The following is a 26,695-nucleotide window of genomic DNA, read 5'->3' on the forward strand; positions in this document are numbered from 1 at the left end:
CACTTGATTCGACAGGCTAAAGGAGACACGCCCCGTGACCACGCTACTCGACCGGTTCTTGCGCTATGTACGGATTGATACGCAAGCTGATGAAACCAGCGACACTTCGCCCAGCACGAGCAAACAACTGACATTGTCGCGGCTGCTGGCCGAGGAATGTGAGGCGATCGGGCTGGCAGACGTTTCCTGCGACAAGTTCGGCAACGTGATGGCCACAATTCCCGCGACTGTGGATCACGATGCTCCGATGATCGTCTGGGTGGCACATGTCGACACGTCACCCGAATTCACGGCTGAGAACGTCAAACCGATTGTGCACGAGAATTATTCCGGCGGCGATATCGTGCTGCCGGGCGATACGACGCAAGTAATTCGCGTGGAGGACAATCCGGTTTTGCGGGAGTTGATCGGTTCAACGATCATCACAACCGACGGGACGACGTTGTTAGGAGCGGACGACAAAGCCGGGGTGGCGGTGATTATGACGGCGGCGGCGTGGCTGATTGGCGATAATACCTTGCCGCGGGGGCCGGTGCGGGTTTGTTTTACCTGCGACGAAGAGATCGGGCGGGGGACGGAGAACCTGGACCTGGAAAAACTGGGCGGGGTCTGCGGTTATACGCTCGACGGTGAAGGGCGGGGGATGATCGACAACGAGACCTTCTCGGCCGATCAAGCGGTGATTACCGTGACGGGCGTGAACACGCATCCTTCGAAGGGCAAAGGGGTGATGGTCAATGCGATTCGGATTTTGAGCCGCTTTATCGCCGCCTTGCCGACCGATTGGCTGAGTCCGGAAACGACCGACGACCGCGACGGGTTTTTGCATCCGTATGTCTTCGAAGGGGGCGTAGCGCAATCGACGGCGCGGATTATTCTGCGGGATTTTGATACGGCGAAATTGGCGGAGTATGCGGAGTTGTTGGAGGAGATTGCCGAGCCGCTGCGGGAAGAATTTCCAGAAGCCAAGATCGACGTGGCGATTTCGCAGCAGTATCGCAACATGGCCGACGGTTTGAAAACCGAGCCGCGGGCGGTTGCCAAAGCGGTCGAAGCGATGCAAGCGGTGGGGATCGATCCGCTGCTGAGCATCATTCGCGGTGGCACGGATGGCTCACTGTTAACCGCACAGGGCTTGCCGACACCGAACCTCTCCACCGGCCAACACAACCCGCACTCGCCACGGGAATGGGCGAGTCTGGACGAGATGCAAACGGCAGCAGATGTGTTGATCAAACTGGCTGAGGCGTGGAGCACGGAGCGGGTTTGAGCTGAATGCAGCAGAGCCGTAATCGAATCTGACCGTTCATTTCTTAGCCACAGATTGAACACGGATCAAACATAGATTTTCCGTCGGGACTCAAGATCATCCCAAACCGACGGCTTGCCGTCGCAGTGTGCGTTCCGTGCCAGACGACGCGCCGGTGTATTAGCAGCGGTCATTCCTAAGCCGGTTGATCCTGGTTCCTTTTCTTTGCGCCCTTGGCGGCTTGGCGTGAGGATTCTTTTTTGTGCTATTGGGAATATCGGAGATCGAAGAGGCCGGTGAAAGTCCTCCTCGGCTGATGCTGATCATGGTATTTGCTGGGTGCCTCAGTTGGGCAGGGATTGCATTCGATCAAAACGTGTTGAACTGGGAGGAATGGGCTGTCTCTGTTCTGATTGCTCTTGACGCATATCGCGGATTGTCTTAAATCCACGCGGCGATTTGGGATGGGCTCTCCCGTTCAAGGCTTTAAGGAGTATGACTCGGTGAATGCAGTTGCAAAAGAAGTGTGGACGCGAATGCCGGTTTTTGTAAGACGATTCCTGCATTCGACCAAAGCCGATCTGCTCGCGAGACGCTCGCAAAATCAACAAGTCGGTGTCGCGAAGAATAGGAACTGGCAGAAATTTTTCTCCGACCAGCTATCCGGCACAGGGTTGGAGATCGGAGCGCTGCACCAACCGATGCTGACCCATGATCGGATGCAGGTCGACTATATCGATCGTCTGACCACAGCGGAGTTGCGGCTACAGTACCCCGAACTCAACGAGTTGCCGTTGGTTGAGCCAAACCTGATTGGTGATGGGGAAACGTTGGCGAACGTGGCCGATGACAGCTACGATTTTCTGATTGCCTCGCATGTTATCGAACACATGAAAAACCCGCTGGGCTCTTTGGAGCAATGGTGCCGCGTGGTCAAGCCGGGAGGGAAAGTTTATCTCGCGATTCCGGACAAACGGGCGACCTTTGATGTGAATCGCACGCGGACCTCGCTGGCGCATCTGATCTTGGATTACCAGCGTCCCTCAGCAGATCGTGACTACGAACACTACCTCGACTACGCAAACCTGGTGAATCACACCAGTGGTGACGCAGCGATTGCAGAGGCTGACCGACTTTGGGCAATCGACTATAGCATCCATTTCCATGTCTTCGTTCCTGAGGACATCACGGAACTGGTGAATTGGTTTTCCGCTCACGTCGCGCCGGTCAAAATTCTGACAGGGCCGGTGATGAATGCCGGCAGCCACGAATTCCACATGCTGCTTCAAGTGGACTGAATTTGGGCTTGCGCTGCACGACGAAAAAAGCCTCACGCCAAGCTGCAAAGCTCTTAGCGCGGTAGAACCGTAACCCAACAGGGCCGTTCATTTCTTAGCCACAGATTGAACACGGATTTCCGGACGTGAGTCTGGATCATCCCAAACCGACGGCTTGCCGTCGCATTGTGCGTTCCGTGCCGGACGACGCGTCGGTGTATTGGTGGCGGTTCATCTCAGTTCTTTTCTTTGCGGCCTTTGCGGCTTGGCGTGAGGATTCTTTTCTGCGCTTTTGGGTTTGACCGAAATCGATGAAGATGGACCCGCCGTAAACGGCGGGCCTAATACCGCTGCGCGGCGAACGCCGGTAAACCGGCGTTTTGCACATCCCGGCCATTCTGGTCACTGACCGGTGATCACTCGCATTCGTTGTGTTCGGAGCCTTCGGACCGGCGGTTGCCAGACGGTCGGTCCTCAGCAACGAACAAACCTGCGTAGAAATCGTCTGTCGCGACCCCTAAATAGTCGGTTTGGGTGATCGGCCTAGCGACTTTAATCCTCGGCGATTACCTCCACGCCCGATAGGACGGCCTTGTGGGGGCCGGTGGTCTTTAAGCCGATGGTGAGGGTTTCTTCGATGGGGATGCCGTGGAACTCGCGTATTACGGCACGTTGGGGGCCCTCAGCGGCGGCGGTGATGTCGAAGTCTTTGAGAACCGTTGAGTCCTGTAATGTGACATCGAATTGTCGCTGGCCCGGTTGCATTGTGGAATCGGGCTCGGTGAAGAAGAGTCGCACGGTGTAGGGCCGGATGGCGACTTTCTCTTTCTTAGGGGCACTGTCCCCAAGATCCAAGACCAACTGCGGGGCTCCCTGTTTGTCGCGGTCGCGAGCCTTGGCGACGTGGCTGCCTGAGCCTTCGATGAGAAAGGCAACGGCGTTGCCCGGTTTCCAGTCAGGACCGTCGACGATTTCCTGCAGTAGGGCCGTTAAATCGGCGGTGCGTTGATCGGGGCCGGTGTCTCCCTCTTTGAGCCATGGTTTGGGCTTCCAATTGACTTGGGCCTTCGTTCGCTTGCGGGAGGAGAGGTTGTCTGGTTTTGTTGTGAATTCCGCAGCGTTGGCGGTGGCTTCGGCGGTGATGGTCATATCGGCTGCGGCGCTGGAAGGCTCATCGACCTTGAATTGAATGTAAGCGGACTTAATTTTGGTGCCGCGGGGGATGGGGACCTTCTGGAAACGAATCCCAACTGTTTGGCTGCTGCTATCTTCAACCAATTCCAGGTCGCTGCTTCCCAGCGAGACGTCACCGTTCGAGGCTTCTTCAGCATCGTCGCTGTCCTGTTTGACTGGGACTTGCAGTCCGCCTTGCTCATCCTGTTTTGGCGTGAGATGGATCACAATGTCTTGCGCACCGGTAACTCCCGAAGCGGCAACCCAGGGTTGCTCACCGTCGATTCGCGATGCGTGGTGTCGGAAATACTGGATGTCTCCGTTGACGCTGACATCGATATTCGGAGAGGGGCCGCCCACACTGGGGAACTCCATCCACAGCGTGTCGTTATCAGCGCGACGATCGCCCGGCGCTCCGAAATTAATACCGACTTGTTTAACACGGTTGCCATCATAGGCGAAGTCATTGTGCGTCCAGATTTCCAGCCCCGGCATGTGCACCATCGCCAGGGAGGTTTGGTTTTGGAAGGAACAGCGGCAGGTGCGGGTGTAATCGGGAGCGTTGAGCAAACCACCGGCGGCGATCAAGTTGGACGTGCAGCCCGATTTGAATCCGCCGAAGTGTCCCGTCCCGCCATCGGTGGTGAGATCAAAAAACGCAGCCGCCGAAGAGCGGAAGGTGATCAAATTCTCGCTGGCGATGGGGTAGTTGCACCCCTTGGTCGAGGAGAACGTCCATTCCGCTTTTTGACCGGTGATGGGGTCCGTACGATACCGGACATCGCCGGTGAGTAGACTATACATTTTTCCGCCGGCGATAATGTCCTCGCCATGCAGGATCGGTGGAGTGGAATATTTCAGCGGCTTGTCCCAGACGACCTCACCAGTTTTCGCCTTGTAGGCGATCATTCTCGATCCATCTTCGGAGCGGACTGTGTCATTTGAGGGGCGGGTTGATTGCAACATGAGACCGTGCTCCTGGGAGCAACTCAGCCAGGTGCCGAAGACATTTTCGTTGGTCTGCCACAGCGGTTCGCCCGTTTGCAGGTCGTAGGCGGTCAACTTGTAGGTTTCGGGCTTGGCTTGTCCGCGGCGGCGGAGTTTCTCTTCCAAGTTGGGGGGCAATTTGTCTAAGCAATACAAGACACCGTCCATGGCTGTGATGGCGTTGTGCAAAAATCCGTGTTGGGCGTTGGCTTGCCAGCGAATTTTTCCGGTTTGCCGATCCATGACCACCAGAGCAGCGCTGGCCGATTTATCGTAATCGGTGAACCGCCACTTGCTGCGACGTTTGTCACTTTGGTCGTGCGGCATATTGAGCTTCTTGGAGAAGTCGGCAAAGCCGGCTCCGGCGATGAGTGCATCTCCGTCGACTCCCAAATAACCCCAGCTTTCCGCCGACTCGCCATCTGCATTTTTGGGAAGCGGAATGGAAGAGACGGTTGATCCATCGCGGGCATCCAACACTCGGATAAATTTCCCTTCGATGATGTAGATTTTGTCCTCAGTCGCGATAAAGTTCGTGCCTCGCGCATTGGAACCGGGAATGTGGACTTGATTGTATTCAGTGCTCAGCGGTGTGTTTTTGTAGGTCTGGTCAAAAAACGTACCGTAGGTGCCGAGGTTTTTGAGCAGGGTTTTCCAGATCACGCGGCCAGTGTAAACGTCACGGGCGCTTAAGCTGTCCATGCCTTGGATGTAGAGCCGTCCACCGATGATCTGTTCCGGGGGGCCGTGTCCGTGACGGGGGAGGACGTCCATGTTGGAACTGCCGCCGAACCACAAAATCCCCAAAGGCAGTTTGACGAGCTTGTCGTCGGATTTGATCGTGTTGCGGATATTGCCGTATTGGTGTGTCCAATCGCCCGCACCGGGGAGTGCCCCTTTACGGGTGACAATGCTGATGTCTCCCATCCGTCCATGGTGTACGCCTTCTAAACCGGCCTGCTCGATCAACTTTTTGTTCGCTTCGGATTCACCCACGAACAACGCTCGGCCCCCGTAGGGACGCAGGCTTTCAAAAACCGTTTTGAGTGTTTCTGGATCGTCGACACGAATGCCGGTGGTGAATGATGAGAAGTAAGGGGGCACATCGAAGCTGTCGACCTCGCCGACGTGCAAGGCGATACGACTACCGTAAAGTCCGGCATCATCCAACCGTCGTCGTAGTTTTTCGACGACTTCGGCATCGGGGCTGACACCGACAATGTTAAAGTCTGTTTGCCGCGCAAATGCTTCGAGCGTATCGTCATCCTGCACGCCGTACATGACCGCATACCCACTGGGATCGTCGGTAGCATGCAGGGTTTCTTTGACGAATTCTTCGGTTTGCTCATCCAGTTTGTTCTCAGTCGGCTTATCAGCAATAACGACTGGCTGGGCGACCTCGTCGGCACCGAATGCCATGATCTTGCCGTCGAGCGTGACTGCGAATAGGCGGTCGTCGGCGGCGATGAGTCGTTTGACATCGCCCTCGACCGGGATGCGGCCGACGATTTGTTGAGGCTCGCCGTTTTTGGGGAGTTGAATGATGGTGATGCCATCTTTGCCGGCGGCGTACAGCCGATCGCCGGCGCGGATCATGTCGTTGTTGGCATCGGCTTCGAGTTCCCAGGCGGCATTGCCGGGAGCATCGAGCGTGCGTTTGATGATGGAGTCGCCGCAATAATAATAGCCATCGTCGGAAACAACGGGTTGTTTGCCTTTGCTGCGTCCCAGGGAGTTTCCGGTTTTGATATCGAAGCGGGAGTATTCGTCATCGCGTTCGTGGCCGAAAAAGATATCGTCGTTGGCGAATGCCCAGGACCCTCCGGACTTGCCGTATTTGGCAAGATGGAAGTATTCAAAACGGCCGGTCTCCCGGTCGAACACGGCGGGGATCGAGCGTCCGCCGGGGATGATCAACTTGTCCTCGGTGGCTACCAAGCAGCCTTGGGGAGCGACGCCGGCAAACGCGGGATAGTTGTGAGGTTGTTGTAGGTAATCCGCGCCGGTGCCGTCATTGACCCATTGGATCTGGCCGGTTTCGGCATCGAGGGCGTAGATGAATGTTCCCATGAAGGGCCAAATGCTGGCAGCGAAATAGACTGTCCCTTCGCGAAGCACCGGAGCGCCGCGTGCGGGCCACGTGGAGATCAATCGTTCATTGCCCAGGATGCGGCGATCGGAGGGGCCGCCGCGGAATTTCCAGATTTCTTCGCCGGTCTCGGCACTTACGCAATACAAAAATCCATCGTCGCTGACAAAATAGACTTTGCCATCTTCCGCTGCTGGAGGAAATCGCACCGGGCCGTCGACATAGACTCGCCATTTTTCCGCACCGGTTTTGGTGTCGAGCGCGACGACTTTGTCGCTGTCGTTGAATCCGATGTAGAGTGTGTCCCCCAGAACGATCGGTTCAAATACCCGATCGTATTTCATCAGGTCTTGATTGAGTGGATCGTCCCAGACTGTGATGCGAGGCGAGTACTCTCGGACCCATTGCAACTGCAGGTCGGTCGGCAGTTCGTGTGGCGATGAGGCGGTGCGTCCGGCATCGTAACGAAACATCGGCCAATCGCCGGCGGTTAGGTTCGTGGGCGCGGCCATGAACAAGGTGACGACGAGTGTCAGTTGAGCAAGGAGTGGCATGCGGCTGTTCATGTCGATGTAGCTTTCTCTCGTGCGCGAGCGACGCCGGGGAGTGGGACAATTTCGATAGCGACTTTGATTATCGCCGCTAGTGCGCGAAGCTGCAACAGGCAGATGCGGAGATTTTCCTGCATGAGAAAAATCGGTTCTGGAGATATCAAAAAAGGCGCGGAAATGCCTAAGCGTTTCCGCGCCTGAATTCTCTAAAGATGGCTGAGAAATGGAAGTCCAGTCGCGTTATTTTTTGAACGTCAATCCAGAATCTTCATCACCGCCACCTACGATTTTGAAGTTGAAACTCTTGTCGTCGACCCATTTGAGTCGTCCGACCAAGGCGTTGTGGTCAGGCCGTGCCAGCGTTAGTAATCCGTTGCCGATCACGTATTCACCACTGAATTTATGGGTTTCTCCCTTGGCTGTATAAACCCAAGTAAAGGTTCCCTCAGCAGTCAACGTTAACTCAAACTTCATATTGTCTTCGCTGACCGACTTCCAGGTGCCCACATATTTCTTCAAATCCGCTTTGGGAGCGGCTTGTGGTGTCGCCGGATCGGGTTGATCCTCCGTGGCCGCCGGTGTCGGTTCGTCGGGCGTATCGGTCGCCGGTTGTTCCGGTTTCGGCTCCGCAGTTGCGTCCGGTTGAGAGGCACCGGGTTGGGCGTCGTCCGACGGTGGTGCTTGCGGCGGGGTGTCGGATGGCGTCTTGGAGGGCGCTTCTAACATCGGCTGTTTGTCGGAAGGTTGATCTTCCGAAGTTGGCGGCTGCGGTTTGAAGTCCTCGGCCGCCGGAGGGGTGGGAGGTTGTTTGACTTCCGGTTCCTCCGCTTCTGGTTCCCGGGCTTCCGGTTCCTGGGCTTCCGGTTCCTGGGACTCCGTTTGCTGAGGAGGAACGACGATTGGCTTGGTGAATTCACCCGGCTCGTCGTCGTTGGTGACGGGCGCTGGTTCCTTTGTCACAGCTGGTAGGTCCTCGCCCGTGAGTTGTTTATACAAGTTGCGCGACAGTTGGTCATCGGGTTGGAGTGCGACCGCCTTGGCAAATTCGTCGGCAGCTGCCGTGTTGTGACCACAAGTCAAATACTGGTACCCCAACAAGAATCGGACGAGTGCCGATTGCTTGTGATCGTTGCGGTACTTCTCCAAGGCGCGCAGTTGTTGCGTATAGACGTCGACATTGGGGTACAGGCCCAACAATGTCGACCAGTTCCAACCGGGGCCGGCAGACAAGACGGGATGCAGGACCGATGCCGCTTCCTCATAGTTGCCTTGCGCGAACAGAATCAGCGCGCGGAATTCGTGCAACACGCTGTCCAACGGCATGGTCACCAGCGCGCTGTCGACCAATTGCATTGCCCGGGTGTAGTCGCCTTGTTTGAAGGCGGCGCGGGCATCGTCAAAGTATTGCAGGCCGACATCCGACGCCGATTCTTCGGCCGGTTCGGCGAGGAGTTGTGAGTAGTCGACGACGGAATTATCGACGGCTACGTAATACGGGTTCGAATAATAGGAGGGGTAGCCCCAATCGGTATAAGCGGAGTAGTAGGGATAGCCATAGCCATACCCGCCTCCATAGCCATAACCGTTGGAGTACCAGGGGAGTCCCCAAAAACCAAACAGCCAATTGCCATAGTATCCGTAATAGCCTCTGCGGCCGTAGCCATAACGACCGTAGCCACGTCGACCGTATCCATATCCACGCCAGCCATAACCACCTCGGCCGTATCCCCCCTTGCCGTAACGGCCGTAACCACCGCGGCCACGGTCGTAGCCGCCGCGATTTCCGGAGCGATTTCCACCACGGTAATAGGACGAATTGCCGCCTGGCCCACCACGTCTTCCGCTGCCTGCAAATTGATTTCCACGCCCACCGCGACCGCCGCCTGGACCTGCATTCCCGCGTCCACCACCGGAGCCTGCGTTCCCGCGTCCACCACCGGAGCCTGCGTTACCGCGACCACCGCGACTGCCACCTGGACCTGCGATCGAACGTCTACCGCCGGGAGCTGTCCCGCCACCGCGGACTCCACCACGACCACCGGAATTGATATTGCCACGACTCCCAGGGCGCATTGTGATTGAGCCGCGTGATGAGGAACCACTACGGCGACTACCGCCGACTCCGGCTCCACGCGGATTGATTGCGGCGCGACCGCGACTGGATCCGCCGCTGCGGGCGGTGCTACCACCAGATCGACCGCGTGAGGTAATACTGCGGCCAGACGATCCGCCGCGCGAAGGACTACGGCTGGAAAAACCACGCGTGGTGCCGCTGCGTGAACTTCTGCCGGAGAAACCACCCCGTGATCCGCCACTCGACCGACCGCGAGAGCCACCGGAGAAACCACTGCGGGATCCGCCCCGCGAACCGCCGGAAAAGCCACTGCGGGAACCGCCGCGTGATCCACGGCTAAAGCCGCCACGCGATCCACCACGCGAACCTCCACGGCTAAAACCGCCGCGCGATCCGCCGCCGCGTGAGCCTCCACCGCGAAAGCCGCCCCCGCGTGATCCGCCGCCACCTCGGCTAGCACCACCTCCGCCGCGGCCACCACCCCCTCGGCCCCCACCGCGTTGGCTAAAAGCCTCTTCGGTTGTGACCGTTATTAAAAACACTAACGTCAAAGCAATTGTAAAAAGTTTCATCGTGCTGCAGCCTCCGCTAGAGAATTCGAGATTCTCAAGACAATGGAATAGTGAAGACTGGCAACCCCCGTAACTCAGTCGCTTCTCATGCGCGTGACCGGTCACAAGTCACGCATTCAATTTCTAGACATGGTTTCAATCGTTACGCCCACAACTTTCGCCTACCAACAAAGGTTGCAAACACGACATTTTTCCATTCTGCGACTGGCCGACCTGTGAGTCAACCTGCGTGGCAGACGTCAAAACCGTCTGGGGTTATTGTAAGGGGTGGGAAAACGAAATCCACCCGTTTTTTGCGATTACAGGTCTCTTTTCGCTGTATGTCCCCATTTCTGGGAGATAGGGGCCATTCAGGCGGGATATAGGGAATATTGTGACGGAAGACGCGCGTTGCATGTCCTGGACAGGTTCCGTTTAATGGCATCGGCAAGATTCGCAAGTCGTACGCGGGAACATTGGTTATGTCGGCAACATATGACTTTATCGTGCTGGGAGCCGGAGGATTTGGCAGCAGCGCGTTCTATCATTTAGCAAAACGCGGCGCGCGGGTGTTGGGGCTGGAGCAGTTCGACGCGGCTCATGACCGAGGAAGCTCGCATGGGGAAACGCGGGTGATCCGCAAGGCGTATTTCGAGCACCCCGACTACGTGCCGCTCTTGCAGCGGGCCTATGATCTGTGGCGAGAACTTGAGGCGGAGTGCGGGCGAACACTGTATCACGAGGTGGGCCTACTGCTGGGAGGCTTGCCCGGTTCGGGTGTGATAACCGGGGCGAAGATCGCAGCGGAGCGACACAATTTGCGGCTGGAGACACTCACGTCCACCGAAGCGGCCGAACGTTTTCCGGCGTATCGCATCCCGCAAAAATTCGCGGTGTTGTATGAACCCGAGGCGGGTTATCTTGAGGTTGAGTCGTGTGTCCGGGCGCATTTGGATGCGGCTGTGAATCGCGGCGCGGACTTGCACGTCAATGAGAAAGTTCTCGAGTGGAAGGTGGACGGGCCGGTGGTGCGCGTCCGCACTGAACGAGGTGAATATGAGGCAGGAGGTCTGGTGATGACGGCCGGTGCGTGGAGCAGCAGGCGACTTGCTGAATTAAAGATCCCTTTGCAAGTTCTGCGCAAGATCATGTTCTGGTATGAAACGCCGCTGGAAAAGTTCGATGCGGCAGCCGGCAACGGTTGCTTCTTTTTCGAGACGGCCAATGGGGAGTTTTACGGCTTTCCACGGATTGATGGAAAGGTGAAACTGGCGGAGCACGGTGGGGGGGACCTGGTTGAGGATCCGATTTCTCTCGATCGCAAATTGCACCCGGAGGACAGCGCCTGGCCGGGCAAGTTTGTGGAGAGTTTTATGCCCGATCTTCCCACCCGCGCGGCGCAGCACGTGGTTTGCATGTATACCAAAACACCCGACAGCCATTTCATCGTCGACCGGCATCCGGAGCACGACAACGTGGTGATCGGCGCGGGTTTTTCGGGGCATGGCTTTAAGTTTACCTCGTCGATCGGCGAAAGTCTGGCTGATTTGGTTGATCAAAAACGAACTTCGCTGCCGATTGAGTTTCTGTCGTTGGGCCGTAAGGCATTGCGAACGTAGTTTGCAACGGGGAATCGATTCATGAAAAGTCTTGCCGCATTGTTTATCAGCGCATTGACCGTTGTGGCTGCGTGTGGAGATCGGTCGGTGGCGGCAGAACTGGTGGCGCGGCCGAATATTGTGTTGTTGTTGGTCGATGATTTGGGGTGGGCCGACATTGGGTGTTATGGGGCGGACCTGCATGAAACGCCGCACATCGATCGGTTAGCGGAATCAGGTTTGCGCTTTACCGACGCCTACGCGGCGGCTGCGATTTGTTCGCCGACGCGGGCGGCGATCATGACGGGGAAATACCCCGCGCGGATTCCCATGACCATCTGGCACGAACGGGCGGCCGCCGGACCGGAACAAGGCCGCAAGCTGTTGCCGCCGAAATCATTGGCGAATCTGCCGCATGCAGAAATCACGTTGGCCGAAGTATTACAGCAGCAAGGTTATTTGACGGCGCACATCGGCAAATGGCATTTGGGGACGGCTGGATATTATCCCGAGACACAGGGGTTCGACATCAACATTGGGGGGACGTTTTGGGGCGCCCCGGCGACGTTTTATCATCCGTTTGCCGGGGCGTGGTCGGACGGCGAACGGCGCTACGTGCCGGGACTTGGGCCGGGCAAACCGGAGGATTATCTGACCGATCGACTGACCGACGCGGCTGTCAAAGTGATTGAGGAAGCAGGAGAGCGTCCCTTCTTTTTGAACATGTGTTATCACACCGTGCATAGCCCGATTGAAGGGAAATCGGATATCGTGGAGCGGTACCGCAAGAAACTCAAGCCGGGGCTGCGCCACAAAAATCCCGACTATGCGGCGATGGTGCAGAGCCTGGATGAAAGCGTAGGACGAATTATGGAAACGCTGACTCGACAAGGGATCGCCGACCGGACGGTGGTGATTTTTACCTCGGATAACGGGGGCGTCGTGAATCCGGTGCGCGGGCAAATTCCGACGACCAATGCGCCGCTGCGGTCGGGCAAGGGGGCGATGTATGAAGGGGGGATTCGTGTGCCGTTGATAGTCGATTGGCCGGGGGTGACGGCTGCGGGAGCGGTTTGTAATCAACCGGTTTCTTCAGAGGATTTGTATCCCACAATTCTAGAGATTGCCGGAGCTGATGACCGGTTGCAGTGGAACGTTGTTGTCGATGGCGTTGATCTTGTGCCGTTGCTGAAAGATCCCGCTGCGGAGATTCCCCGCGATGCGCTGTATTGGCATTTTCCGCATTATTACCCAACGACCACACCGGCCAGCGCCATGCGGGCGGGGGATTGGAAGTTGATTGAGTACTTCGAAGGGGACCGCCTGGAACTTTACAATCTGCGCGATGATATCGGGGAGCAACGCGATTTGGCCAAGTCGAATCCACAGAAAGCAACAGCGATGCTGAAGCAGTTGCGGGCGTGGCAGAAGAGCGTCGGGGCGGGGATTCCGTCGTTCAATCCCAACGTAGACACCGCCAAATAATGTAGGGAGCGTCGCGACGCACCTTTCTCACACGAAACGATTGACGTTCAATTTTATAAAAAGGACTCGCGCAAAGCCGCCAAGACGCAGAGAAGAGTAAGGCTTACCGTTGAGATTTTTCCGCGCCGTGTTTGTTCTACGTCATAGGACGAGAGGTTGTCCTACCGAAATGCGGTGATGGTTGACTATTGTTGTGCGAAAACCCTCACCCCGGCCCTCTCCCAGAGGGAGAGGGGGAATAAAATATTAGCATCCTAGGCGGCTTCGGCGGTGTCGGTGCGGCTGGGGAGCCAGATCGGTTCGCAGCCTTTGGTCTTGGCCATGTGGGCCAGGTGGCGATGGCAGGTGAACATTAACACTTGGTGGCCTTGCCTGGAAAAATCGGAGAGGGCTTCGAGGGCGGCTTCGGTCCGGTTTTCGTCGAAGTTCACCAGCACGTCGTCCAAGACCATTGGCAGCGTGACTCCGTGTCGGGCGTAATCGTGGATCAGTGCCATGCGAATCGCCAGGAACAATTGTTCCCGCGTGCCGCTGCTGAGGCTTTCAACGGACAGGCTGTGGCCATGTTCGTCGTCGATCCGCAGGCTGCGTTTGCCGAGCGGGGTCCAGATGTTGCGGTACTTGCCGCAGGTAATGCGTGTGAGGTAGCGCGATGCATCGGCGATGGTGACCGGTTGCCGGGTGCGTTCGACATGGTGTCGCATCTGTTCGACGGCGAGTTTGGCACGCTGCAGGGCGAACCATTCCGCTCCGGCGGTATGGATGCGTTGTTGGACTTGTGCGATTTCCCGGCGGAGATGTCGCGATTGTTGGTCGGCCTCGATGACCTCCAATTCGCGGCGGAGACTGCCTTGGTTTTTGTAGGCCTCCTGCAAGTCGTTTCGCAGGTCTTCTTGTTCCATCTTCAACAGGTCAATGCATTCCGTATTGTGGTCGGCATCGAACAGTTCTAAGTCTTCTTCGGTCACGGCGAGTTCATTATCGCTTTCGCCGGCTGTACGCAGATCTTCGTTGGCTTGTTGGAGTTGTCGCTCAAGTAAAATGCGGCGGGATAGTGCTTGTGACCGTAATTCAAAGTCTTCGCGGTCCGCAGCCCCGGCTTCGCGGAGCAGGGCGGTGCGTTGCGTTTTGTAGTCTTCGACCGCAGCGCGAGATTCGGCGGCATTGCGGGCTAGGTCGCGAGCTTCGCGGCGGAGACGACGACGTTCGTCACGGCCCCCGTGCAGTGCTTTGAGTTGTTCTTCCCAATGGTCCAACACGACCAAGGGTTGGTCAAAATTGTGTTCCCATTCGTGCATGCGGCGACCGACGGCGGCGATACGGCGACAGAATGACGTATACATTTGCCGGCGGCTTTTGAGTTCGATTTTTGCGATGCGAAATTCTTGTCGAGCGTGCGACAATTCGACGAGCGATTGCCAGATGGTAAAGGCTTCATTCACGTCCAACGTTTCGGGGAGTCCGAGTTGCGAGAGGAGTTGCTGCCAACTCTGTCGCGCTCCGGCAACGTTGCGCTGCGATTCGTAAATAGCATTGTTGGCGTTTTCCAAGCGTTGGCGATTTCGTTCGAGTTTGCGTTCCGAAACAGCCAGCCGTTCCAAATCGGCGATTTCCCGCGCGCAACTCCGCATCTCTTCCGCTTCGGGCAACCAGTTTCCATCATCGGCTTTGCCGGGAGAATCGCCCAGGACTTCCAGGATTTCTTCGCGGACGTTCCGCAATTGTTCGAAGTTTTGATCGGCGGCTAACGAAATTTCTTTTAAGCGGCCATCGACACCTTGTTCGAAATGGTGTTTGGCCAAACGGCTGAGCATGACCAGCATACAACCGATCAGCGCGAAGACGGCGCCGATGGTCATTTGATTCATCACGCCTTGGAAGGCACCGACTAGAATCGACAACACGCCGCATGCGGTGACAGCCCACGTGCAAATGTAGTAACTGGCCGGCAAGGCCAAGCGGATTTCGGTATGTTCGCGTAATTCGTCGAAACTGAGTTGGCGTTTATGCAGTTCGCGCTCGTTGAGTTTGAGTTCTCCCAACGTCTCCATGCTGGTGAGTCGTTCGCGGACGGCGACTAGTGCATCTTGTGCAGAGTCGACGCGATAACGGCTCAATCCGGCGGCGAGTTTTTCCTGTTGCGACTGGCACAACTTGTTGAGTCGTTTGGCCCGCCGTTTGGTTTTTTCACGGCGAGCGACAACGCGTTTGAAGGCGCGGGCCGTACTCACCAACCGTGCATAGGCGTTGGGGCTGGTGTCGAACTCAGCGGCTGGGTCGGCGATGTGTCCTTCGCCCCATTGCGGTTGGCGTTCCAGGACTTGCTTTTCCAGGTCATCATATTTGGATTGCGCATGGGAAATTTGCTGTTCCAGTTCGGCAATCCAGTCGCGTTGGTCGACCAAACCTTGCAGCGTGACTTCGTATTTGGCGATGTCTTTGTTACCGCCGAACGTGGCGGCTTGTTCCAAATTTTGCTTGGCTTGTTTTTTTAATCGGTCGCGTTTTTCGGCCGCTTCGGCGAGTTGGAGTTCGATTTCATCCAACCGTTCGATGCCGTTTTCGGGAAAACTGTCCACAACGGGGAGCTGCGATAATTCGTCTTTCACTGCGCGAACACGATTCCAAGGGGCGTAGGCCCGTTGCATGTACAAATGGCCGCGGAGTTGTGATTCGATGCCCTCTTGGCGGGTGTTGATGTCGTCGATTTCGCTTTGCAACTTGTGTTGCGAGTCGGACAGTTCTCGATGGCGCTCTTTGAGTCCCGCCAGTGCATCGAGTTCGGCTTTGAGGCGGTCTCGTTCGCCAAATAGTTCCGGCAGACGCCCGTGTTGTGGATTGGCTCCGATCAGTTTTCGCGATTTCTGGTCGATGTCATCCAGCGCATGTAGGATCCGCTGGCTTTGCGGTCCGAGCGTTAAGCCGTAGATTTTCTCGGCGACTTGATCTTCATGGAGCGACGCTAGTTTTTGCAACTCGCGTAGTCCCACGGCAAAGACGCGGTGGAAAACCTCTTGGTCCACGCCGCCTAATAATTCTACGAATTCGTCGCGCTCAACGCGGTCGCCGTTGGGGCCGATAATCGTGACGGCATTCTCAACGCCTTGCGTGTAATGGCGTTCAATGCGATAGGATCCGCTTTCGGTGGAAAGCGTGAGTGAGCCGGCAACGTTTTTTAGCTCCGACTGCCCGCCAGAATCGCCTGGTCCACTGCTTTTGAAGTCGTACAGCATGCCGCGCACGAAGCGCATGAGTGTCGACTTGCCCGCTTCGTTGGGGCCATAAAAGACACTCATCCCCGGGTCGCTCAGTGGCAGGTTTAAGTTGTGCCACACGCCGCAATGATCGATCGAAATGTCTGTGATCTTCATGCCGACTCCTCCGTCTGTTCCACGAACCACTCGCGTCCCAGCGCCGCTGCTTGGTCAAGCAGGTCGCCGTCGCTGAAGGTTTTTTCTAATTCTCGTAGTTGTGTTTCCCACATTCCTCCCGAGATGGCCGGCAATTCCGGCGGAGCATCGTCGACAGCATCGGCATCGGAAATCGTTGCCGGTTGGGGGCGGGTTAATGCGGTCCAATATTCGGCGGCCAATTCTTCTTGAGGGGCCGAATCGAGGATCGATGCGACGTTGTCCGGCGAAATCATTCCCAAACTGCGAATGTAAATTTCGCGGTCGTGGAAATGCGCCCGGAGATGTTCATCAATGTCGTGTTGGAAATCGCTGTCGGCCAATAAGTCGCGACCATGGCCATAACCGCGGACCTGCCAAGAGAGCAGCCAAGCCGTTTCGGTGGGATGTCGATGGACGGCGGCGACTGCTGTGGTGAGTGAAGTTAGTAATTCGTCGCGATCTGTGTGGGGGTGGACGGTGATTTCTACGGTTTCAAAACGCAGAGCAGCGGTCGGCACGAAGGTCAGTTCTACGTTGCCGGTTGCGTCGACTTCGACCAGCGTACATCCGTGCTGTCCGGATTGCGCGGGGGCGATGCCTTGGGTTCCGCCGGGGTGGTGTGCGACGGCTTTATCCGCATACACGGTTCGCCGCGCATGGCCGGCATTCAGAACCCAATAACGGACAAGGTGTTCGTTGAATTCTTGTGTGGTCGATGATTTCGTGTCCGGTGCAGGGCGAACGTCGTTGGAGACCAATTCGTATTCGGTCGTCGGTCCGTCAATGCGTTCTTCTTCGAACTGCCGCGCGATGGGCGGGAAGAAGTCTTCGTGTTGTCGAAACGCGATGGGGAATGGAGCATCGGCGGTTGTATGGATGTTCGCTGCCGACGGATAAATGGTGGCGATCACGGTTTCGTCGCGCGTGATCGATTGGGGCCGTTCACCACTCAAAATCGTAGTGTTTTTCGGCAGCGGCGGGAGCGACGACCAACAGGCGGCCGGGTCGGTCTGACCGGGGACGATGTAGACGTTGATCCCCTGTTCGTCTAATTCCTCAAGGCCGCGGAGCAGGGCGATTTCGGCGAGTAGGCTTTGGTCGGCCGCGTCGAAGCAGTTTCCGGTCAACAACAGAAAGTCGGCTTGTTCATCGACGGCGGTCCGCACCAGTTGGCGAAACGCGGCGAGGGTGCTGTCTTCGGCAGTGGCACAAAGGTGCGGATCAGCGTAGTCGATCTGTTGGAGTTGATGGTCCAGTAACAGGTTGGCGGCATGAATGAATCGAAACGGCTGCATCGATAAATCGAACTCCCTTTCGTTATCGGCGTAGTGGGCGGGTTTGGGGGCATCAATGGCTGTAAACTCGCCGGGCACCCATTCCTTGGGTGCTGCACATGTGGTCGCGAAGTGTAACGGGGAGAGCGAATTGAGGAAAGGCCGATTTTGAGACAAGCGGGCCCACGCGATTTTAGCGGAGGCCGCTTTACTTCAAAGACTCGGGTCCGGAGTCGGCTTCAAAGCGGGGGGCAGCGGCATCATGTTGAGTTGAGGCGATGCTCCCTTGAAGGGGGACCAGGCGGGGTCTTGCTTGATTTGTGGGGAGTAGATCGGATCTGTCAACATCTGGGCCGTTTGTTGATAACTCTTCAAACCCGCTTGGCTGATCAGCGTGGAACGCAGTGAGAGAAATTGCAAACGAGGCATATCACTAAGGAAGGCGAGTCCCGCATCGCTGACACGCGTGGCGTCGAGCACGAGATAGGTAAGGTTTGTCAACTCCTGCAATTGCCGCAATCCCGCGTTGGTGATTTGTGTGAGCCGCAGATTGAGTCCTTCCAGCTTTGGCAATTCACGCAGGTGGGCGAGTCCCTCGTCGCTGATACGAGTTTGTGCCAATGACAAATTTTGCAGATGCTCAAAGAGTTGGAGCTGTTGTAAATGTTCGTCTCCAATGCGGGGGCCATTCAGCTCAACGCGAACCACCCGTTCGAACAATGTTAGGTAGTCGTCATGGATGGCGTCGGGGATCCAAAAGGGACGCATCATTCTGGTTTCCGCGGAACCACCCAACTTCTCGATCTTGGCGACCACGCGTTGTTCAATGAAATAGGGGGCGCAGGCCTTCAGTCCGAGACCGAAGACAAACACAGTGATGCCGCTAATCAGTAGCGCGCGCAGGCTGATCGCAGGAAATTTGAATTTTGCTGACTTAGACACGACCGACACTCCTGGCACCGATGTCGAACAATTGCTCGTTCGGATCGATGAGTTGCTAATCTTTTACGCACTCAGCAAAACAATAAACACCGCGTGGTGTGATTGGTTTCGCTGATCTTCGGCGGGAAACCGGACGATTCGCAAATTGCGTCGCCGGCTGGTTTCGGGGGAAGGCGTATTGTGCAACTCTTATGCCAAGATTTCATGAACAACCCGGCCGTGAATATCGGTCAGGCGAAAATCGCGGCCTTGGAAGCGGTGCGTCAGTCGTTCGTGGTTGATGCCTAGGCAATGCAAAATGGTGGCATTGAGATCGTGGATGTGCACGGGATTTTCGACGACGTTGTAGCTGAAATCGTCGGTTTCGCCGTAAACGATGCCCGGTTTGACACCGCCGCCGGCCATCCAGACTGTGAAGCAGCGGGGATGATGGTCGCGGCCGTAATTGGTTTTGGTCAACGTGCCTTGGCAATAGACCGTGCGGCCGAATTCGCCGCCCCAGATGACCAACGTATCATCCAGCATGCCGCGTTGTTTGAGGTCTTTGAGCAGAGCGGCGCTGCCTTGGTCGACATCGCCGCATTGTGAACGAATATCTTTGGGAAGATTGCCATGTTGGTCCCAACCTCGAATGAAGACTTGCACGAAGCGGACATTGCGTTCCGCGAGTCGACGAGCCAATAAACAGTTGGCAGCAAATGTGCCCGGTTTGTGGACATCGGGACCGTACATGTCGAGCGTGGCCTGGGTTTCGCCGGAGATGTCGGTCAATTCGGGAACCGACGTCTGCATCTTGTAGGCCATTTCGTATTGCGCGATGCGGGCGTTGATTTCCGGATCGCCGACAGCGGCAAATTGTTGTTCGTTCAACTTGGCGAGCGTGTCGAGCATGTTCCGACGCACATCCGGTGAGACGCCGGGAGGGTTGGACAAATACAAAACGGGATCGCCTTGCGAACGCAGGCTCACCCCTTGAAAGCGCGAAGGCAACCAACCCGCGCCCCACAATCGGGCATACAGGGCTTGCGCATCGCGTTTCGCACTCCAGGAGGAATGTAGTACGACGAAGCTGGGCAGATTCCTTGATGACTCACCCAAGCCATAGGAGAGCCACGCGCCCATACTGGGGCGTCCGGGAAGTTGCGCGCCGGTTTGAATGTAGGTGATCGCCGGGTCGTGGTTGATGGCTTCGGTGTTGACGGTCTTGATGATCGCCATGTCGTCGACCATTTTTGCGGTGTGCGGCAACAGTTCGCTGACCCACGCGCCCGATTGGCCATGTTGTTTGAAATTGAACATCGTTGGAGCGATGGGCAATCGTTTTTGGCCCGAGGTCATGGTGGTGATCCGCTGACCTTTGCGGACCGAATCGGGAAGATCCTTGTCGAACATCTCAGCCATGTTGGGCTTGTAGTCGTACATGTCCAATTGCGAGGGAGCGCCCGACATGAACAAGTAGATGACCCGTTTGGCCTTAGCATGAAAATGCGGTTGGCCGAGTATGCCATGGTCGGCTGTCTCGGTGGCCGATGTCGGAGCAGCGAACAGCTCCGGATTTAACGTCGACGCCAAGGCGGCTGTCCCAATTCCCGTAGCGGTCCGTCCGAAAAAATGCCGGCGGGTTTGTAACAGATGCGGATCGAATAGGTTGTTCATGTTTTATCCCGATGCGTCAGGTTCACGGGCAGCGCCGGTGAAGGAGGTGTCTGTGTATTAGCGCTGGTCGTTCATATGAGTTTTCACCACGGAGGCACGGAGGACACGGAGAAAATTAGGCTGTAGGCTGTAGGCTGTAGGAATTGACGTTCGCTGATCAGGTCCTTGACTAAAGTCTACAGACTAAAGCCTACGGCCTCTTTCTGTCTCCGTGTCCTCCGTGCCTCCGTGGTGAACTATTATCGCTACCCTTTAGTCAGTGTTTCGTTGAGGTTCAGGATCGTGTTGGCGATGATTGTCCAGGCGGCGAGTTCGGCGGGGTTGAGTTGGGTGTTCCGCGGTGCTTCGCCGACTGAGAGGAGTTTTTCCGCCGCTTCACGGTCTTGCTGATACGTGGCCAATTGCTCTTTCAAGAGATCCATGAAAAGTTGGGCTTCGTTCTTGTTGGGGTGCCGTGCGGTGGCGGCGCGGAAGGCGAATTCGATGCGCGACTTGGCGTCTGTTCCCCCTTCGGTCATGATCCGCTCGGCGAATTTCCGGGCCGCTTCGACGTATTGTTCGTCGTTGAGCAGCACCAGCGCTTGTAGCGGTGTATTGGTTCGCGCGCGGCGGACGGTGCATGATTCTCGCGACGGGGCATCGAAGGTGATCATCGATGGTGGGGGAGCTGTTCGTTTCCAAAAGATGTACAGGCTCCGGCGATACAGTTTGTCGCCGTTGTCGCGGACGAAGTTCACCGTGTTGCTTCCCGAATAGCCGACGGCTTTCCAGATGCCGGCCGGTTGATAGGGGCGGACGCTTTTGCCGCCGATTTTTTCGACGATCGTGCCGCTCAGGAATAACGCATTGTCACGCAGCATTTCGGCGTCGAGGCGGAATCGTGGTCCGCGGGCCAACAGTCGGTTTTGCGGATCGTGGGCGTGCGACTCGGGCGTGATGTTTGATGATTGGCGGTACGTGCCGGACATCACAATCAACTTCTGCATCCGTTTGACATCCCAACCGGTCCCGATGAACTCGGTGGCGAGCCAATCGAGCAGTCGTGGATGGGAGGGCCATTCGCCTTGCGAGCCGAAGTCTTCGGCCGTCTTGACGATGCCGGTGCCGAAGAAATGTTGCCAGTAGCGATTAACAGTGACCCGCGCGGTGAGCGGATGCTCGGGAGCGACCAGCCATTGCGCCAAGGCCAGCCGATTTTTGGGGGCGTTTTCCGGCAGTGGCGGCATTGAGGCGGGGACACCCATCTCGACTTTTTCGCCCGGTTTGGTGTATTCGCCTCGTTCGAGAACAAAACAATCCCGCGGCTCTTCACGGTCTTTCATGATCATGGTGGCGGGAATGGCATCGACGAGCGTTTTACGTTCTTGATTCAACTTTGCCAGTTCGTCGCTCAATTGTTGCCACTCGGGCGAGGAGTTGCGGCGGAAGTAGTCGCGCAGTTGTTTCTTTTCATCATCGCTGCGATTCTCGTCGGACTTCGCCAGAATGGGCGTAATTTGTAAGACCTCGGAGTTCGAATTTTCGATCGTCTTATCGAAGTAGAATTCGTGCCGGGAACCGTAGTTGACGACTTTAAGCAGGATTTCGTTTTTGCCTTGTTGTAGGTCGACCGTCACACGTTCTTGGTCGGGAGCGACCGTGCGTTGGACGTCTTTGGCCAAGACTTCCTGTCCGTTGACCCACATCTTGATCCCATCGTCGCTGCCGAGCCGGAAGGTCGCGCGGCGGGGCGAAGGGGCATCGATTGTGCGGTACAGATAGGTCGCGCAGTTGGTCCCGTCGAGCCGGTGGGATTTCCCGTCTTTGAATTTGGGGCGGCTGGCCCAGGCGATTTTGTCGTCGTTGTATTTCGCCGTCAGGTCGACTGCGGATTCGGGGGCATAAGCCGTTTCGAAGGCTGCTTTGCCGCTTTCGGCTTCAAAGGGACCGGCCAAATGCCAGTCCGCGACCTTGGCGGGCAGTACCGCGCCATCATCGGTGATGGAGAGACGGAAGCGTCCGATGGCATGGTTGTCCCACTTCGACTGTTGCTTCAATTTGATTTTGAGAATCGTGCCTCCTGTGAAGCCGAACGGTTCCGTTGGCAGGAAAAAGGCGGTACGGTCTTCGTGCCGTTTGCCGCCATCGACCGCCCAGCCATTGTCGTCGCCGAAGTCGCCATCGATTGCCTTGGCAATGAAATATTTGCCGTCGGCCTGTGAAAAGTCAGCGAGAGCCTTGGCGAATTTAATCGGTTGGAATTTTTCCGGATCGCTGACCGGCGCGATCTCAGCTTCGAATTCGGTGAGCAGAAAGTTTCCGTTGCCGGCGCGTCCGGGACCGTTGTCGGCCAAACTTTCGTGCGTCAAAGCTTCTAGACGCATGGCGGTGATCCCTGGCATCTCGATTTGCGTGATGATTTCGTAGTCATCTTTAGCGGGATTCTCGCCGCTGGCTAATACGGATGAGTCCTCTAATGAGCTCAGTGTTGAGCCGCCTGATGAGGTGAATTGTTGTGGGTTTAACATCTGCCAACGGTCGCGGAGTTGTTCGCTCCACTCGGTTTCCCAGACGGTTTGAGCGGCATCGACTTCAGGCAGCGGACCGTCGACCAAGGCTTTTTTCTGAGCGATCGCCGCATCCAATTCCGTTTGCCGCGCCATTTGATCTGGTGTGGGGACCTTCATAACCGGCGGTGGCAACAGGGCGTTGCCATCCATCGGGTTTTCGTCGATGTTGTTGTAATAAGCGAAGAGTTGATAGAACTCTTTTTGCGTGAATGGATCGAATTTGTGGTCGTGACAAACCGCGCAGCCCAGCGTCATGCCCATCCAGACTGTTGAAAGTGTTTCCACACGATCCACGGCGTAGCGAACGCGGTATTCCTCGGCAATCGATCCCCCTTCGCTGGTCGTGACGTTGCAGCGATTGAAACCGGTGGCGATTTTTTGCGACATCGTTGCTTCGGGAAGCAAATCGCCAGCGAGTTGCTCAACCGTGAATTGGTCAAACGGCATGTTGTCGTTGAACGCGTTGATGACCCAATCGCGATAGGGCCACAGCGAACGTTCGTTGTCGAGATGCAAACCGTGGGTATCGCCATACCGCGCCGCATCGAGCCAAAATCGGCCTAAGTGTTCACCATACCGCGGCGACGCCAATAACCGGTCGACGACTTTCTCGTAAGCATCGGGAGCGTCATCAGCGAGAAAAGCATCGACCTCGGCAATCGTGGGCGGTAACCCAGTCAGGTCGAAGGTGACGCGGCGGATCAGCGTCTCTTTAGCGGCTTCGGGAGCGGGGGTGAGTCCTTCGTTTTCCAGCCGCGCGACCACGAAGTTATCGATGGGATTTTTGACGGCTGCTTTGTGTTCGACAGCGGGAACGGCCGGTTGTTGAGGCGTATCGAACGACCAATGACCCCGCCACTCGGCGCCTTGATCGATCCATTTTTTGATGGATTCAATTTGTTCCGGCTTGAGTTGTTTGGCAAAGTCCTCCGGCGGCATCTGCAGGGCAGGGTCTTTCGACGAGATGCGTTGGTACAGCTGACTTTCGCTGCTCTTGCCGGGAACGATCGCGAGTTCACCATCGCTAAGTTCACCAAAGGCCCCTTCTTGGGTGTCCAACCGCCAGTCGGTCTGCCGCTGATTGGCATCGGGACCATGGCATTCGAAGCAGATGTTGGAAAAGACTGATCGCACATCGCGATTGAAATCGACCTCCGGTTCAGCGGCCGAAAGATCGGTGGCTGCTAGCAGGCCGGCAGAGGCGGCGAGAACAAACCAAATTCCGGAGCGAGGGGTTGTGTGCATGGTCGTATCCAAAAAAATGCTCAGCAGATGGAGTACTACGCGATATCGGCCAGCCGATCAGGCAACGGAGGGCGTTTTTGGGCGGGTGACTGCGGCAGGGAATCTCGCCTGCGCAGTCGATCGACCGTGGTATTTATTATAAACGGCGATAGGGGGGATGTGAACTGCGAGCGGGAAATATCGGGGCTAATTGAACCATCGCCGGTTATAAAAGTTTCGAGCGCCAACCTTGCTTTTCGCATTGATACGCCTGAACCGTAACCGGCTCTCCTTCGCCCTCCAGGAGAATTTCGACTGGGCTGGTATATTTTCGATTGTGCCTTTTCAGGACGATCCCGGTCCGATTTTCAAATTCGCCGTCAATTATGCGGACCGTGTTTCCCTGCCTTAGCAAAGTCAGATGGTATTCTACGCCAAGCATCACTCCAAAAATGAGTGCCATTGCCACCCACATAAATAACGGACCTAGAATCACGTGAAGCGCAATCGAGATTGCAGCTTCCGTATTGGACGCGTCGTTTGGAAGTTGTCGATAAGCGCCCAATCCGCCAATCAATGCAGGCAAGCCGATGGTGATGAAAATTATCCAGATGAGTGGCGGATGTTGACTTCGCATGAGGGACTTTGTTCTACAAATACATAGTCGTTTAAATCCGTTGAGTAGGATTCAATTGAACGTGCGTATCAGAGACCTGATTCTTTCTGGTTTATTTCTCTGGCTGTCGATCTTCCCAGCGTCCGGCAAAACCGGTGTCACTCCACTCTCGTAATGTTTCAAGAATTTGAAAGTCGTGACGTTCCCGCATGACCGTTGGTGTTGTGAGTGAAACGAAGAGTTGTTTGGCCTCCAGCGGTTTTGGGAAATGCTTGTAGATTTCTATTTGCGCATCAGGCGTCAGACGCCAGATCACGCGACCGGGCCGATTTTCGTTGTCGCCGGCTCCTCGCACCACGCCGTAACCGTCGATGGATTGCATCGTGGGATTTGCTGCCCAAAGATGTTCGTGCGTCGCCTCCACGTGCGCAGCGTACCATCGGGAACAGGAGGTTTCGCGGAATGTGCTGGTTAATTGTCCCAGCGGTGATGTGACGTCGGTCCGTTCGAGCCGACAGACGGCGCACGTATGCCGGTGTCGCTGCCATGCCGGCGTGCTCAGCAGCATCGCCGTCAGAAATACCAGCACCATGGCGACGACGGCCCATTCGTTGATCGTGAGAAAGCACCAGCGCCGCTCGCGGGGTTTGGGGCTTATCACTCCGGTATCAATTCGTGATTCATTCATGTTTGCAGGACCAGTTTTTTTGTACCCTTGAATTCTAACAATGCATTCCGCAGTCTGTCACTTTTTTTCACAATCAGAGCGCGGCTCATCCGCGCATCGCCGTCACCCGTTTGTTACGATATTCCACATGATCGACATCGAACCCACCACCGACGGCGTGCTGCTTCCCATTCGTGCGCAAGCCGGCGCGCGGAAGAATGGCGTGGTGGGGGTGCATGATGGGCGGTTGAAGGTGGCGGTCACGCAGGCGCCGGAAAAAGGGAAGGCGAATGGGGCCATTCAAAAGGTGTTGGCGGCGGCGCTGGGACTGAAGAAATCGCAGGTGGAATTGGTGGTGGGGCCGACCTCGTCGCAAAAAAAATTCCGCCTCACCGGCGTCACTGCCGACGCATTGCGAGAACGGATTGCCGTCCTCTTTGCTGAAATTTAAAAACTCCCAAACCGACGGCTTTGCCGTCGCTCACAGGATTCATAATCACAAAAACTAAGGATCAACAGCATGGGACGACTGGACGGGAAAACGGCGATTGTCACTGGCGGGGGAGCGGGGATCGGGCGGGCGACGTCTGAACGATTCGCTGCCGAAGGGGCGAAAGTGATCATTGCGGAAATCAACGAAACCAACGGTGCGGAAACGGCTGAAGCGATCACCGCTGCCGGCGGACAATGCCGCTTTGTGTCGACCGATGTGACGCAAGAGGAGACGATCAAAAATATGGTCGCCGAGACAATAACGACGTTTGGGCGAATCGACATCGTCGTGAACAACGCCGCCGTGTTTGTGTTGCACGGCATCGAAGCCACCGTCGAGCAATGGCATCAATCGTTGGATACGAATGTGATCGGCACATCGTTGGTCTCGAAGTATGCCGTGGAGGAGATGCGAAAGACCGGGGGTGGGTCGATTGTGAATCTCGGTTCCATTTCCAGTTTTCTCGGCCAGCCGAATTTCGTGACGTACAACGCGACCAAAGCGGCGATCGCGACAATGACCCGCTGCATGGCGCTCGATTTGGCTGACGACGGGATTCGTGTGAACGCCGTTTGTCCGGGCACAATTTGGACGCAGATCGTGGAGAAGAATACCGCAGAGGTCGGCTTGGACCGCGCCGCTGCCGACGCCGACCCGGATTGGGGCGGTGCTTGTTTTCTGAAACGGATTGCCGATCCGAGTGAAGTGGCGGCGGCGATTTTGTTTTTTGCGTCGGATGATGCGTCGTATTGCACGGGGGCGCATTTGATGGTCGATGGGGGGTATTCGGCGCAGTGAAAAAAGAGGTCGCGCGCAGAGACGCGAAGGCGCAAAGAAAGAAAAGAATA

General features: G+C 56.4%; 15 protein-coding genes. 6 read left to right on the top strand and 9 right to left on the bottom strand.

The features are described from left to right. Positions 1-34: 34 nt before the first annotated feature. On the top strand, positions 35-1,270 hold the full coding sequence (pepT, locus tag Mal52_RS08770) for a peptidase T (RefSeq protein ID WP_145375488.1): 1,236 nt from the start codon (positions 35-37) through the stop codon (positions 1,268-1,270). 482 nt (positions 1,271-1,752) lie between these two features. Continuing rightward, the gene (locus tag Mal52_RS08775; RefSeq protein ID WP_197534761.1) at positions 1,753-2,547 is read left to right on the top strand and encodes a methyltransferase domain-containing protein; all 795 of its coding nucleotides are present in this window, start codon (positions 1,753-1,755) and stop codon (positions 2,545-2,547) included. Between the two features lie 531 nt (positions 2,548-3,078). On the opposite strand, the gene Mal52_RS08780 is transcribed toward Mal52_RS08775, so the two are convergent. Continuing rightward, positions 3,079-7,329: an outer membrane protein assembly factor BamB family protein gene (locus Mal52_RS08780; protein WP_197534762.1), complete on the bottom strand. Its 4,251-nt coding sequence runs from the start codon at positions 7,327-7,329 to the stop codon at positions 3,079-3,081. Positions 7,330-7,566: 237 nt separating this feature from the next. Further along, entirely contained in the window at positions 7,567-9,972 is a 2,406-nt protein-coding gene (locus Mal52_RS08785; RefSeq protein ID WP_145375491.1) for a hypothetical protein, read from the bottom strand. A 461-nt stretch (positions 9,973-10,433) separates the two neighbouring features. Here Mal52_RS08785 and solA point away from each other — a divergent pair, with 461 nt between their 5' ends. Further along, positions 10,434-11,570, top strand: coding sequence for an N-methyl-L-tryptophan oxidase (gene solA, locus Mal52_RS08790; protein WP_145375492.1), 1,137 nt, complete (start codon positions 10,434-10,436; stop codon positions 11,568-11,570). Positions 11,571-11,591: 21 nt separating this feature from the next. Next, on the top strand, positions 11,592-13,034 hold the full coding sequence (locus tag Mal52_RS08795; protein ID WP_145375493.1) for a sulfatase: 1,443 nt from the start codon (positions 11,592-11,594) through the stop codon (positions 13,032-13,034). A gap of 254 nt (positions 13,035-13,288) precedes the next feature. Here the strand turns inward: Mal52_RS08795 and Mal52_RS08800 are convergent, their stop codons facing one another. The 7 genes from Mal52_RS08800 to Mal52_RS08830 all read right to left on the bottom strand — a co-directional run bounded on the left by Mal52_RS08800 (position 13,289) and on the right by Mal52_RS08830 (position 25,375). Continuing rightward, positions 13,289-16,405: an AAA family ATPase gene (locus Mal52_RS08800; protein ID WP_145375494.1), complete on the bottom strand. Its 3,117-nt coding sequence runs from the start codon at positions 16,403-16,405 to the stop codon at positions 13,289-13,291. Next, positions 16,402-17,721 (bottom strand): metallophosphoesterase family protein, encoded by a 1,320-nt coding sequence (locus Mal52_RS08805; RefSeq protein WP_231962568.1) that lies wholly within the window; start codon positions 17,719-17,721, stop codon positions 16,402-16,404. The genes Mal52_RS08800 and Mal52_RS08805 overlap by 4 nt, the downstream gene beginning before the upstream one ends. A gap of 192 nt (positions 17,722-17,913) precedes the next feature. Continuing rightward, positions 17,914-18,642 carry a leucine-rich repeat domain-containing protein gene (locus Mal52_RS08810; RefSeq protein ID WP_145375496.1) on the bottom strand — a complete coding sequence of 243 codons (729 nt, stop codon included), beginning with the start codon at positions 18,640-18,642 and terminating at the stop codon, positions 17,914-17,916. Positions 18,643-18,831: 189 nt separating this feature from the next. Beyond that, positions 18,832-20,298 carry a DUF1501 domain-containing protein gene (locus Mal52_RS08815; RefSeq protein WP_145375497.1) on the bottom strand — a complete coding sequence of 489 codons (1,467 nt, stop codon included), beginning with the start codon at positions 20,296-20,298 and terminating at the stop codon, positions 18,832-18,834. A gap of 245 nt (positions 20,299-20,543) precedes the next feature. Beyond that, positions 20,544-24,092: a DUF1553 domain-containing protein gene (locus Mal52_RS08820; protein ID WP_231962570.1), complete on the bottom strand. Its 3,549-nt coding sequence runs from the start codon at positions 24,090-24,092 to the stop codon at positions 20,544-20,546. 205 nt (positions 24,093-24,297) lie between these two features. Further along, positions 24,298-24,708, bottom strand: a complete 411-nt coding sequence (locus Mal52_RS08825) for a KOW domain-containing RNA-binding protein (protein WP_145375498.1) — start codon at positions 24,706-24,708, stop codon at positions 24,298-24,300. 91 nt (positions 24,709-24,799) lie between these two features. Further along, positions 24,800-25,375, bottom strand: a complete 576-nt coding sequence (locus Mal52_RS08830; protein WP_145375499.1) for a hypothetical protein — start codon at positions 25,373-25,375, stop codon at positions 24,800-24,802. Between the two features lie 127 nt (positions 25,376-25,502). Between Mal52_RS08830 and Mal52_RS08835 the strand changes: the two genes are divergently transcribed. Continuing rightward, a complete protein-coding gene (locus Mal52_RS08835; RefSeq protein ID WP_145375500.1) occupies positions 25,503-25,805 on the top strand; it encodes a DUF167 domain-containing protein in 303 nt (100 codons plus the stop codon). 69 nt (positions 25,806-25,874) lie between these two features. Continuing rightward, on the top strand, positions 25,875-26,645 hold the full coding sequence (locus Mal52_RS08840; RefSeq protein WP_145375501.1) for an SDR family NAD(P)-dependent oxidoreductase: 771 nt from the start codon (positions 25,875-25,877) through the stop codon (positions 26,643-26,645). The last annotated feature ends 50 nt before the right edge of the window (positions 26,646-26,695 follow it).

The organism is Symmachiella dynata, from assembly GCF_007747995.1.
Classification (GTDB): Bacteria; Planctomycetota; Planctomycetia; order Planctomycetales; family Planctomycetaceae; genus Symmachiella; species Symmachiella dynata.